Consider the following 12,254-nt stretch of genomic DNA (forward strand, 5'->3'; position numbering starts at 1 on the left):
AAAAACCTCCAGAATTTATCGGGGAAATCGAGTTTTAATCTTACTGAAAATAAGAGCCCTCATCAACAGGTTCGGAAATCTTTTCGAGGAATTGGATGGTCAGAGCCGAGGCTCTGGCCGTGGTGAAGGAACTCTCTCCCGTTCCTTTGAAATAGTTCTCAAGTTTTCCTTTGAGCAAGGCCAGATCCCGTTTGGAAAAAGGAACTCTGTGGCCGATCATTTCCGCTTCTATATCTCTGTTTCTGATCAGCTTTTCCCTGACGGTGCTGAAACTCAATCTGATGTCGGTCACAATGTGCTTGTCCATATTGGCCAGGGCTGTAAATATCAAAGGCGCCCCGGGACCGTCAATTTTGCGGTAGCTTTGGAAGGACCAGTTCTCGCTCGGAATTCTGATCCTGGTCAGAATCTCACCTTTGTCCATAGTTATTTTTCCCTCGTTGTCGAGCAGTCTTGATACCGGGATCCATCTGGACCCCACTCCTTTCAGAAAGCGTCGGGGAGAGCGGTTCTCCCTGAATTTCCGCAATTCCACCTGACTGTCATGGAGGTGGAGAACAGGAAAAATATCCATAGTATTAGCCTGACGGCAGATATTGCCTCCCATTGTCGCCATATTCCGTATCTGCGGGGGACCCATCTGTTTCAGCGCTGCATACAGGGCTTCGGGAACGATGGATTTTCCAAGATCGATTACACGGCTTACGGGAACGGAGGCTCCCAGTTCGAGGTAGCGGTCCGTACGGTTGATTTTTTTCAGTTCCTCGACTCCGGCGATATTGATGACCGATCCCCTGATCTGAAAATTATCTCCCGTCGAACCGAACTGAAGTCCCGTCCCTCCGGCGTAAATCAGGGAATCGGGATTGAGGCTGTAAATTTTAAGAAGGTCCTGCAGAGTCGTGGGACTGTATATGACAGGAGGACGATTGAGCTTAGCCATTGTCTTTTCTCCTGCTGAAGTGAATCGACGCCTGTACTATTCCTTTTTTAAGATGGGAAAAACTGCTGCACCGGCATTGAACCGATGAAATGATATCGTTGATCTGTTCCTCCGTGGGCATAATGTGTTTTCTCAGCATATAAGCTGTTGATAAAACTCTGGCAGGGGCGCAGTAGGAACAGAGATGGACGCCCGCTTCTTTGAAAGCCGTTACGATATCGGTGAACTCTTTTGTCTGGGAAAACCCTTCAATTGTGACAATGTTTTTATGTCTGGCGGCAAAAGCCGGAATAAGACAGGACGCCACGAGCTGGTCGTCGAGCAGAATGAGACAGCTCCCGCATCGGCCTGACCCGCACCCCTTGCGAAGCCCTTTCAGATTCAGATCATCTCTCAAAAGGGCGGAAAGCTTTTTATCCGGTCTGGTTTCAACGGCAATTTCCCGGCCATTCACGTTACAGATAATATTCATCTGCCCTCCAGTGCCGTATAGATGTCTTCGGGACGGATCGGTATCGAAGCGAATTGCGACCGGGCGGCTGCGGATACGGCGTTCCGGTAAGCAGCCGGGAAAGTATTGAACACCATTCCGCCCAGGGCGTTGGCGGTCCGGCTTGACGATTCTATGAAATCCACATGAATTTCCGGCAGATTCTCTATTCCCGGCAGTTTCCAGTATCTCTTTTTCTCCGGATCTTCGGTAAAGCACCAGCCCAGAGCCTGCATGGTCTCGCTTTCCACTTCCGCCAGCGCCGAATTCCTATTGAGCACGGTTCCGCAGTCAATGGCATACCAGACTCTCTTCACGACAGGTGAAAATGTCATTTCATCGATTTCAGCTTCCACGACACAGCCGCCCCAGGACAATTCCTGGAAGGGATGGCCCGAAAAAGTCTCTGTGTCCCATTTTCTGGTGGAGCTGTTCTGATAGGTTTTTTTGACAACAAGAGGAAGAGGGTCGCGGAAGCGTCTTTTCTTTATCTGTTCACAGGCCTGATTGACCAGCCTTGTGGTAACGGTGATGTTTCTGGATAAAGTCGCCGGACCGGCCAGGGCGATCTGACCTTCCTCGTCGCTGCTTATGTCAACCATATTCTCTTCTATCCCCAGTATCTCTGCGGCGCTCTGTCTCCACATTTTCAACAGGGCATAATTGTCGGGAACCGATGTGGTAATCAGGCTGAGTTTTCCTTTCTTGTCGAGTCTGCCGATCACTGTCGCGGAAAACAGGCCCCGCTCTCTCCGGAGAAAGTTACTGCCCATATAGGATGTCGCCAGACCTATGCCCTTCCGGGCAAAGGGACTGCCGCCGTTTTTCTCCCTTTTGCTCAGAGCATTGGTAAAAGCGGCATACTTCCTGGTGAAATCCGATGAATCTATGAGTTTTTCCAGAACGGAGTCGAGAGGAGGGCTCTTCATCAGCTTTCCTCCGCTCAGGTATGTATTTCCTTTGATCAGAAAATTTCTCGATCGCCACTGCGCGGGATCGGTAGTCGTTCTGGTTCTGGCCGATTTCAACCTGTTATCATCTCCGGCAGAAACGGCTTCCTCGACCAGTCTTTCTATTTCCTTTTTCTGAAATTCTATAAAGCGGTTTATCAGAATATCCGTAAGGGACTCAACTGCAAAAAAAGCCTGAGCCAGCCCCATCCCCGAAAAAGCTCCCAGAGGCGGCTTATGGCTTCTGTATGCTATTCCTGTGACTTTGATATGGCGGCATTGATACACTCCGGCGGCCCCTATGCAGATGCGGTCGAGAATTTCCGGTGTCAGCATGACATGGCTGCCCGTATCAATTTTAAAATCCACAATCAGGGATTGAAGTTTCCCGCTTTCATCCAATCCGGCTTCGCAGTGAAAACGGGCCGGGATTCTCATGGGGGAGCAGAGAATCGTCTCTTCTGCCGAATAGGACAAACTGACCGGTTTTTTGCTTTTCTGGGCCAGAAGCGCCGCCTGGGCGGCCACAAGAGAGGGCATCCATATTTTGCTGTCCAGAGGTTTTCCCAGAGGATTGAGTTTTATGGAAAAATTCTTCCGCGCCACACCGGTTACGGCAGCGCAGTTCTGTATGACATTAGTCGGCCACTGTGTGGAACTGCTTATGGTAAATTTCTGTCCTTCCGTTTTTACGTAAACACTGAGAAGAGGCGTCGCCAGATGTCTTTGAAGCGGCGTTGTAAAAGAGGACTCCACTTTGATGGAGGCCTGCTCAAGAGCTTCCACAGGGTCGCCTTTGACGATCATCCTCGCCGGCCCGCTCATCTCTTCATCTTCATCGCTGTATTTCCATTCCGGCAGCGGATTAAGATCGATCTCAACACTCTCCAGAAAGCGGTCCAGGGATTCCCGGTCAGGACCGGCGGCCAGAAGCACAGCTTCTCCCCTGTACGTGACTTCCTTTCTGGCCAGAAGAGGCATGGCACCGCCGGGAACGGAAATCCTGTTGGATCCCGGAATGTCGGAAGCGGTAATAACCGTAATATCCTCCGGAACTTCGGGTATTTTTATCTCCCGGATTTCCCCGTGATCAACGGGAGACCGCAGAACGGCTCCAATCAGCGTTCTTTTGGTGCTGATATCCTCGGGGAACCGGATTTTTCCGGCGAGCTTTTCCTTCAGCCGTTTGGTTTCGATCATAGGGTTTTCCTGCGGTGCCGCTCTCCTATCCTTTTCACGGCATCGGACACTCTCGCGGTCTGGTCCGCAGTCATTCCGGGAAACACAGGCAGACTGATGCTCATGCCGTACTTTTTCAGGGCTTCCGGATAATCCTGTGGTTTCAGCTTATAGCGTTCGCTGTAATAGGGCATAATATGAAGCGGGATGTAGTGAACCGATGTTCCTATGCCTTCTTCTCCCAGGCATTCGATAAAACGGTCCCTGTCGATATCGAGCTTGGCCGGATCAATCCTGAGAATATAAAGGTGCCATGAGTGGTATTCCGCATGGGGAGGCAGAGTGACAAAGTCCAGGCCTTCCAGCTCCCTGTTGTACTTTTCGGCGATTTCTTTTCGGCTTTTATAGAATGATTCGGCCTTTTTCAGCTGCTCTCGTCCGATAGCGGCGGCTATGTCAGTCATATTGTATTTAAAACCCGCTTCCACGACGGCGTACCGCCACGAGCCGCCTTTGGCTGTGTACCGGTTCCACACATCTCTGTCGATACCGTGGAGCCTCATAACCGATATCCTTTTGGCTAATTCATCGCTGTCCGTTACAACCATGCCGCCTTCTCCGGTGGTTATGGTCTTATTGGCGTAGAAAGAGTAAACTCCCGCATCTCCGATCGTTCCCGAATATCCTTTGTCCGTTTTTACCGGAAAACTGTGAGCGGCGTCTTCGAGAATCCTGATTCCGTATTTCCCTGCAATTCGACAGATCTCATCCATGCGGCAGTGATGGCCGCCCATATGAACGGGTATGACCGCTTTAATCTTTCCCCTGTGCTCTTCCACGGCTTTTTCGAATTGGAGCGGGTCGATATTCCAGCTTTCCTCTTCGATATCGATAAACAGCGGATCCGCTCCGAGGTAACGTATCACTTCGGCTGTAGCTGTAAAAGTGTAGGGCGTCGTCGCTACCAGATCGCCGGGACCTATGCCCAGAGCTTCAAGGGCCAGGTGCAGTCCGGCGGTCGCGGAATTGACCGCCAGTGCATGTCTGGCACCTACGTAGGAGGCGAATTCCTTTTCGAAGGCTTTGACCTCGATTCCGCTGGTCAGCCAACCGCTGCGGATAACCCGGACAGCCGCTTCCTCTTCTTCCGGTCCGGTGCTGGGTTTCGCAAAGGGGATAAAATCAGTACTGCGGTTCATTGGCCGGCACCTCCACGGACGGTAAATAGCGGTTTATTGTACGCCTCAGCTCCACTCTGTTCCTGTACAGTTCTCCATTTTCCGCTCCGGGGAAACAGATCCAGGATAACTCGGAGAGCAAATCGTTCAATTTGCCGGGACTGAACTCCTTCCGGTTGGGAAGCTTCATGATCTTGGAAAATTCAGTCTGTATCGGCGAATCATCGTCATTCCACAGGGTTTCATAAATTTTCTCACCGGGCCTCATCCCTATATAATCAATCTCGATATCCTCTTCCCGGAAACCGTAGAAGCGAATCATCTGCCTGGCCATATCGATTATTTTCAGCGGCTCTCCCATATCGAGAATATAGAGATTGCCTCCGGTTCCCACTCCGCCTGTCCGCAGAACCAGGGTCGCCGCTTCGGGTATGGTCATAAAGAACCGGCTCGTTTCCGGATGGGTTATGGTCACCGGACCTCCCGAAAGAATCTGTTCCTTGAACAGGGGAACGATAGAGCCCCTCGAACCGAGAACATTTCCAAAACGGACAACCATAAACTGGCTTTTCTCCGATTCCGTATTGAGGACGATATTTTCTGCCATGTTTTTGGAAGCCCCGTAGACGCATGAAGGGGCGACGGCTTTATCGGTGGAGATCAGCACAAAGCGTTCGACTCCCGCTTCTTTAGCCGCGTCAACAACATTTTTCGTACCGAAGACATTGTTTTTCACCGCTTCGATGGGGTTGTATTCCATCATGGGAACGTGCTTGTAGGCCGCGCAGTGGAAAATGACATCGGCTTTCAGTCTTTTGAGGATAAAAAACATATAATCCCGGTCCTGAAGCTCTCCGATAACGGGGACTATGGTCGCTTTGTCTCCTACACCGCCGGCCTGAAGTTTTCTCAACTCCTTGTCTATGCGGTAAATGCTGTTTTCGCCATGTCCGAAAAGATAGAGTCTTTCCGCGCCGCCGGAAAGCAGCTGCCGGCTCAGTTCGCTGCCGATACTGCCGCCTGCGCCGGTAATCAGAACCCGCTTCCCTCTGAGATAAGAGAGGCTTTCCTTCAGATCAATGCTGACCGGTGTCCGGCCGAGAAGGTCCTGGGGATCGATCTCCCTGGTCTGTATAAAATGGGCATCACCGCTGACTATCTGAGATATGCCCGGGAGGATGCGGATCCTTTTGAATTCCGCTTTTCTCAGGATGTCATAAATTTCCTTGAGCTTCTCTGTTGAAGCCCGGGGGATGGCGATGAGGGCTTCAGCGTTCTGGGGATTGCTCAGCAGCCCGGCGCAGGATTTTATCGGTCCCAGAATGGGGATATCATCGACTGATGTCCCGATTTTATCGATATCGTCATCTATAAAAGCGGCTACCACTCCTGCAACGCGGTTGCTCATTATTTCCCGGGCTATGGCTTTGCCGGCGAACCCGGCGCCGATTATGAAAATCCTGGTGTCTCTGCTTCCACTCATATATACAGTCATACTCCCATAGGCATTCGCCCGGTAACAGGCTCTCCCTATAGGTAGATGGTAACACTAAATGTTTCATTAGTTAATAGAGAGTCTAAAAAATGAATTTCATATGTCGATAAGGGAAGTGGAGCCTTAAAAAAGGGGAAGTTAATGAAAAAAGTATCTATTCTGATTCTGCTGCTGGCAGCGGCCCAGCTGTACGCATCAACCATAATCGTCAATTCCGTTTTTAACGGAGACACAGATCCCGGAGCCTCTACAGCCGCCGGTTTTGTGGAAGACGGATTAATGGATGTTCTTTTTGACCGGGGCGTGATTCTTTTCTCCACCTTCAATGCCGCGGGATACAAAGTGGAAGGGGCCAAAGATGCGCGGTTTATGATTACAATCGAACCCCTTGGCGATCAGGAACTGGTTAAATGGAAATTTCAGGCAACGGTTAACGGCATGATTCTCGAAGAGGGAGCCGTCAGTTTTTCGGAAATTCAGAACAGCGGCGGACTCGATAACAGGCAATTATATTATCTTATAGGTGAAGAGGTTGCCGAAAAAATCAGTCTTTATCTGTAATCCATTTTTTTATTCTGCCGAAAATAAGCAGAGAGGTTTTTTATAAATGAAACGGATATTATTGACTTCACTGATGATTTGCACCGCTCTTTTTCTTTACGGACAGTCTGTTCATTTCGGAACGACGGCCGTATCGGGAGAGGATGAGTTCAAATCCTATTACAGCGAAGAGCGCACTACCGGATCATATCTGGGAGCATCCAATTCCTTTCCCGTTAACACTGTTGTTGCGGTGACCAATCCCGGAAACGGGAAAACCGTTTCTGTAACCATTGTTAAAAGGTTGCGGCAGCCCGGACTTTTTCTCGTGCTTTCCCCCGAAGCGGGCGAAGCTCTCTCGTTCCCCGATAATGATGTTCTCGATCTTCAGGTTGTTGAAAAAAGACAGAATGAAGACCTTATGACCAGTTATGCCGAAGACCGCGCTTTCAGCAGCGATCCCGACCTCAACCCGTCGGCAGAACTTACCGAAGCCCCTGCGGCGGCAGGAGAGGCGGCGGAAAGTGAAACCGCAGCTGCCGGGACCATTGAAGAGCCAACCCTTTCCGATGCTTCGGAAGTTTTAGTGAATCCTCCTGCTGATATTACCGAAAGTCCGGAAGCACCGGAAGTTGCTGTTTCAGCTGAATCGGCACCGCCGGAAGCTGACATCGATGAATATATACCGCCGGTTCTTATGAACAGCGAAGGAACAGCTTTTGAAGAGGGATATGATCCTCTCGTTCTATTGGATTCCGGCGGCGAAACTCCGGCGCTGACCGATGATAAGGCCGGTGAATACAATCAGGACGAGTTACCGCTCCCTGAAGAATTTTCCGAGAACGATCTTCCCGAGACATTCGAGCCCTATGACCTGCCCGGCGCAGAAGGTGAAAAATCAGAATCTGCGGAACCCGCGGAGCCTATTGCCGATGAACCTGTTTTAGCTCTGAAATCGGATGATATCGATTCGGAAATACTGGATACTACTGTCGATGATCTTCTCATATTCGAGCCTGTAAAACCCGAAGAGGGAGAAGCCGGTTCGGATCTGGCTGATGCCCTTGTATCCGAGCCCGCGGTGGGGGAAATGCCTGAAGATCTGAGAGAGACAATCGTCATGGTGCCTGATCTGGAACTGGAACCGGAAACTCTCGATGAAACTGTCCTCAACGAACCTTACGTTTCCGTACCGGAGCTTGAAGAGGAAGACCCTCCCGAAGTCATAAGCTATCTCGCTGATGATGACAGTATATCGGTGACCACTCTCGATGACAGCGCTGTCGCTCTTGTCGAGCCGGAAGAGGAAATCGAAACTGTTTCCGAACCTCCTGTTATTATCGAAATGGAGGAAGACTTTGTCGAAACCCCTGAGAAGAAACCGGAAAAAAAACCCGAGAAGGAAAAAGCTCCCGAAGTTGTCGAAGAGGTCATTGTCTCCGCCCCGGAAGAAACTGCAGAGCCTGAAGTCTTAACGGATGAGCTTACCATGACTTCTCCGGCTGAGGAACCGGAAGGGAATGTCATATATTTCCTTACTCCCGGAGATTTCAGACCGCCTCCCAAAAGCGAGGAAAAACCTGAGACCGATAAAGTGCCTGAGGAGAAAACCGTTGAGCCTAAACTGGTCGAGCGGACAGAACTGGAGCACCTGATTGTCCGGGAACTGCATAATGGCGGATCCTATCTCCAGCTCGGAACCTACAGCAATATCGATGTTCTGTACAGCACAATCAAGAGCATAAACGATTCCTATCCCACCATTGTCCTGACTGTGGGCAGCGGCGAGAATCAGCTTTACAAATTGCTTATAGGGCCGATTACCAGAGATGAAAAGGGTATTGTCATCACAAGGTTCAGAAGCCTGGGGTACGGGGACGCCTTTCTTTACAGTCCTCACTGAGCCGTGTAAAATGGAGCTGCCCCCCGGGGCAGTTTTTTTTATCTCAGATATTTGTTGTTTTCACGGGGATTTCATGTTATTAAAAAAATGGTTTAACAAAAGACAGATAGAAAGAAGGCAGTACCTTCTCGAGGCGATTGACAATCAGCTTTCGGACAATGATCCCGATGGGATCGCTGCGGTTTTTGAAGAAATGAAAGACCGCGGATACAGTTCTCTGGAAGTGAAAGAGATGTTCGCGGCCGTTTTCGAAGGGGAGCTCCACAGGCTCAACAACGCAAAAGTAAAGGAATTTGACAGGGATCGCTATCTGCAGGCCCTCAAAGCCCTCAAATAGTCAGGACGATAAATGAAAAGTTACGATATCGAAGCACTCAGACTGCTGGCCAGGCAGTATAACACAGTTCGGAAAGCCAGCACGGAAGTCATCAACCTCAGCGCCATACTCAATCTGCCCAAGGGAACGGAGCATTTTCTCTCCGATGTACACGGCGAATCGGAAGCTTTTCTCCATGTTTTGAAAAACGGCTCCGGTTCGGTCCGCCGGAAAATAGAAGAAGTCTTTTCCGGTACGCTCATGGAAGAGGATAAGCGCCATCTGGCGTCGCTGATTTTTTATCCCGAACAGCGGCTTCCCCTTATGCTGGAAAAAGTCGAAAACCGCGATGAGTTTTTTAAAATCATTCTGTTCCGCCTTATAAAAATCAGCCGTGTCGTCACATCCAAATACACCCGGTCCAAAGTGCGGAAAGCTCTGCCCGAAGCCTATGCTTATATCATAGAGGAGCTTCTTCACGAGCAGGAAAGCGTTCTGAATAAGCACGAATACTACACCAGCATTATCGAATCCATCGTCTCGACGGAAAGAGCCCACTCCTTCATAGTCGCAATCTGCCGTTTTATCCAGAAAATGACTGTAGATCACCTGCATATAATCGGAGACATATACGACAGGGGCCCGGGAGCCCATATTATTATGGATTCTCTGATCGCCTATCATACAGTTGATATACAGTGGGGGAACCACGATATCCTGTGGATGGGAGCCGCCTCCGGTTCCGGAGCCTGCATTGCCAATGTTCTGAGAATTTCCCTCCGCTACGGCAATCTGGCGACACTGGAAGATGCCTACGGCATAAGTCTCCTGCCTCTGGTCAGGTTTGCTATGGAGACATACGGTGATGACCCCTGTACCCGTTTCTTTCCGAAAAACACCGGCGATATCGATATGGATTACAACGAAGAGCAGATGATCGCCAGGATGCATAAAGCCATTACGATCATCCAGTTGAAGCTGGAAGGCCAGATAATCTCGCGGAGAAAACACTTCCGGATGGATAACAGGGATATTCTGAGCACATTGGATCCGGAAAAGGGTTCTGTTGTTATTGACGGAGCGGAGTATCCGGTTAACGATTCCAATTTTCCCACATTCGATAAAGATCATCCTCTCGAACTCTCGGAAAAAGAGAAAGAGATCATGACCAAGCTGACCAACTCTTTCAAGAGCAGCACCAATCTTCGCAAACATGTCCGCTTCCTCTATGAAAAGGGGAGCATGTACCTGATTCATAACAACAATCTTCTTTATCATGGATGCATTTCCATGAAAGATGACGGATCCTTTGACGGATTTGAAGTTGATGGAGAGTCTTATTCAGGCCGTGCATTTATGGACCGGGTGGAACGGCTTGCCAGGCAGGCTTATTTCGCGTCGGAAGATGATGAATCGAAATCTTATGGACAGGACGCGGTCTGGTATCTCTGGAGCGGGCGTCAGTCTCCTTTATACGGCAAAGATAAAATGGCCACTTTCGAGCGGTATTTTGTCGATGCCCCCGAAACTCATGTGGAGAATAAAAATCCCTATTACAAGTTCCGGGACAGCGATGATACGGCAAGGAAGATACTGGAGGAATTCGGTCTGGATCCCGATAAATCCCATATTATAAACGGGCATGTTCCCGTCGCCGTAAAAAAAGGTGAAAGCCCTGTCAAAGGCGAGGGAAAACTGATCGTCATAGACGGCGGCTTTTCCAAAGCCTATCAGCCTCATACGGGGATCGCCGGCTACACTCTCGTGTATAATTCCCACGGAATGTATCTCGTTTCGCATAAAGGGTTCAGCTCCACCAGGCTGGCAGTGGAAGAGGAACAGGATATACTGACGGAAGATATTCTGCTCGAGAGCGTGCAGGAAAGGCTGCGGGTTAAGGATACGGATAAGGGCAAAAAAATACAGAACCAGATCAATCTCCTCAATGCCCTTCTGGATGCTTACAGAACCGGCCGGATTAAAGAGGGCGAGGAATCATACTGATCGGGATATTCTTCTTTTGAAGGAAATTCCGGCAATCAATAATAATGCTCAGGCTGAGAAAATAAATAAAAAAAACTCTTCTCAGCCTGTTGAAATTTGCACAAATTAAGGATTTTCTCATACTTTCTTCGTATTTTTTACCTTACTAATATTGAAAAATCCCCTTCTATCTCATAAGTTGATGCACGACTAAATCAATCTGTGATAAAATAGCTCAAGTTCATAGGAGAACATTCAAGGTGTTGGATATTTCATTAAAGCAGGAAGTCATCGAAATGCTGGCTCTTACTTTCAAGGCAGATGAAATTAATGAAATCGGAGTCATCCTTTTCAGGAAATTCGACCTTCATCAGGTTTCGGGGACCCGGTCAACCGAGACCGTTTCCTCCCGCCGCGCCGCAACCATTCTCGTTGAATACTGCATGGACAGAAAAGGGGAGATCAGCCTTCTCGAATTTCTTATTCAGATTGATGATTCAGTATTTCTCGGCCGGTCCGTTTCCGTGGAAGGACTGGAAACTTTTCTGCTGAAGTTGTCGCAATACGGCTTCTTTTATAATCCCGATAAAAGGCGGATCGTCAGCGGGAAAGATGACCCTCTGGATATGAAGAACTGGGGAGCTCTCAAAGAAGGTAAAACTTACGGCATGAGTGTGTTGAGCCTGGACATCGTTGAGAATTCCCGTCTGGTTAAACGGTACGGCTCGGGGAAAATGAAAAAGCTTTACGCATCTCTCTGGGCCTTTTTAAGAGAGCGTCTGGATGCCTACAACGGAAGAATCTGGTCCTGGGCAGGAGACGGCGGTTTAATTGCCTTCGCCATGAAAAAACACCTGGTCCATTCAGTCAAATTCGCCATGGAAATTCAAACCCTTCTTATCCTTTTCAATCACGATCCTTCCTATCCGCTGAAAGAACCTATTCAATTGAGGATCGGTATCGATACGGGAAAAGTGCCTTTTTCCTTCAATACCGGCGAAATCATATCGGAAGTCATTAACTGCGCCGCCCATCTCGAGAAGGGAGTCTGTCTGCCCGGGCATATTGCCGTATCCTTTCGTGTCTATGAATCCATGGGTAAAGGTTATGCCGATTTCTTTTCCTCTGCTGGTCAGTTTGAAGGGGAGGAGACCTATCTGTCCATTCCTCTGACGCACAGTATCAAAGAAGCTGAACCGGTTTTCAGCTGATAGAGATTACTCTAAGGAATATCATCCCCTGTCCCCGTCTGCGGAACAGGGGATTTTTTTTGTGGT

10 protein-coding genes are annotated in these 12,254 nt (G+C 49.3%); 5 read left to right on the top strand and 5 right to left on the bottom strand.

The window, feature by feature from the left end; all coding sequences use genetic code 11:
• Positions 1–40: 40 nt before the first annotated feature.
• From HNR50_RS11220 to HNR50_RS11240, 5 genes are read right to left on the bottom strand one after another with little or no spacing between them, the layout of a single operon-like run.
• Complete coding sequence (locus HNR50_RS11220) at positions 41–943, bottom strand: FAD binding domain-containing protein (RefSeq protein WP_184746860.1); 903 nt, start codon at positions 941–943, stop codon at positions 41–43.
• Positions 936–1,415 carry a (2Fe-2S)-binding protein gene (locus HNR50_RS11225; RefSeq protein ID WP_184746861.1) on the bottom strand — a complete coding sequence of 160 codons (480 nt, stop codon included), beginning with the start codon at positions 1,413–1,415 and terminating at the stop codon, positions 936–938. Before HNR50_RS11225 ends, HNR50_RS11220 begins: the two co-directional genes overlap by 8 nt.
• Positions 1,412–3,583 carry a xanthine dehydrogenase family protein molybdopterin-binding subunit gene (locus HNR50_RS11230; RefSeq protein WP_184746862.1) on the bottom strand — a complete coding sequence of 724 codons (2,172 nt, stop codon included), beginning with the start codon at positions 3,581–3,583 and terminating at the stop codon, positions 1,412–1,414. Before HNR50_RS11230 ends, HNR50_RS11225 begins: the two co-directional genes overlap by 4 nt.
• Complete coding sequence (locus tag HNR50_RS11235) at positions 3,580–4,761, bottom strand: DegT/DnrJ/EryC1/StrS family aminotransferase (protein ID WP_184746863.1); 1,182 nt, start codon at positions 4,759–4,761, stop codon at positions 3,580–3,582. Before HNR50_RS11235 ends, HNR50_RS11230 begins: the two co-directional genes overlap by 4 nt.
• Positions 4,745–6,223 carry a polysaccharide biosynthesis protein gene (locus HNR50_RS11240; RefSeq protein ID WP_184746864.1) on the bottom strand — a complete coding sequence of 493 codons (1,479 nt, stop codon included), beginning with the start codon at positions 6,221–6,223 and terminating at the stop codon, positions 4,745–4,747. The genes HNR50_RS11235 and HNR50_RS11240 overlap by 17 nt, the downstream gene beginning before the upstream one ends.
• A 153-nt stretch (positions 6,224–6,376) precedes the next feature.
• Between HNR50_RS11240 and HNR50_RS11245 the strand changes: the two genes are divergently transcribed.
• The 5 genes from HNR50_RS11245 (at position 6,377) to HNR50_RS11265 (ending at position 12,188) form a co-directional block, all read left to right on the top strand.
• Positions 6,377–6,796, top strand: a complete 420-nt coding sequence (locus HNR50_RS11245) for a hypothetical protein (RefSeq protein ID WP_184746865.1) — start codon at positions 6,377–6,379, stop codon at positions 6,794–6,796.
• 46 nt (positions 6,797–6,842) lie between these two features.
• Entirely contained in the window at positions 6,843–8,678 is a 1,836-nt protein-coding gene (locus HNR50_RS11250) for an SPOR domain-containing protein (RefSeq protein ID WP_184746866.1), read from the top strand.
• Positions 8,679–8,751: 73 nt separating this feature from the next.
• Positions 8,752–9,015, top strand: coding sequence for a hypothetical protein (locus HNR50_RS11255; RefSeq protein WP_184746867.1), 264 nt, complete (start codon positions 8,752–8,754; stop codon positions 9,013–9,015).
• A 12-nt stretch (positions 9,016–9,027) separates the two neighbouring features.
• Positions 9,028–10,998: a fructose-1,6-bisphosphatase gene (locus HNR50_RS11260; RefSeq protein ID WP_184746868.1), complete on the top strand. Its 1,971-nt coding sequence runs from the start codon at positions 9,028–9,030 to the stop codon at positions 10,996–10,998.
• 242 nt (positions 10,999–11,240) lie between these two features.
• A complete protein-coding gene (locus HNR50_RS11265; protein ID WP_184746869.1) occupies positions 11,241–12,188 on the top strand; it encodes an adenylate/guanylate cyclase domain-containing protein in 948 nt (315 codons plus the stop codon).
• Positions 12,189–12,254 lie beyond the last annotated feature (66 nt).

Source organism: Spirochaeta isovalerica, from assembly GCF_014207565.1.
Lineage (GTDB): Bacteria > Spirochaetota > Spirochaetia > DSM-2461 > DSM-2461 > Spirochaeta_F > Spirochaeta_F isovalerica.

Bases quoted from the DNA above. Each gene is read 5' to 3' on its own strand.
- HNR50_RS11220 (WP_184746860.1), bottom strand. From the start codon at position 943: ATGGCTAAGCTCAATCGTCCTCCTGTCATATACAGTCCCACGACTCTG.
- HNR50_RS11225 (WP_184746861.1), bottom strand. From the start codon at position 1,415: ATGAATATTATCTGTAACGTGAATGGCCGGGAAATTGCCGTTGAAACC.
- HNR50_RS11230 (WP_184746862.1), bottom strand. From the start codon at position 3,583: ATGATCGAAACCAAACGGCTGAAGGAAAAGCTCGCCGGAAAAATCCGG.
- HNR50_RS11235 (WP_184746863.1), bottom strand. From the start codon at position 4,761: ATGAACCGCAGTACTGATTTTATCCCCTTTGCGAAACCCAGCACCGGA.
- HNR50_RS11240 (WP_184746864.1), bottom strand. From the start codon at position 6,223: ATGAGTGGAAGCAGAGACACCAGGATTTTCATAATCGGCGCCGGGTTC.
- HNR50_RS11245 (WP_184746865.1), top strand. From the start codon at position 6,377: ATGAAAAAAGTATCTATTCTGATTCTGCTGCTGGCAGCGGCCCAGCTG.
- HNR50_RS11250 (WP_184746866.1), top strand. From the start codon at position 6,843: ATGAAACGGATATTATTGACTTCACTGATGATTTGCACCGCTCTTTTT.
- HNR50_RS11255 (WP_184746867.1), top strand. From the start codon at position 8,752: ATGTTATTAAAAAAATGGTTTAACAAAAGACAGATAGAAAGAAGGCAG.
- HNR50_RS11260 (WP_184746868.1), top strand. From the start codon at position 9,028: ATGAAAAGTTACGATATCGAAGCACTCAGACTGCTGGCCAGGCAGTAT.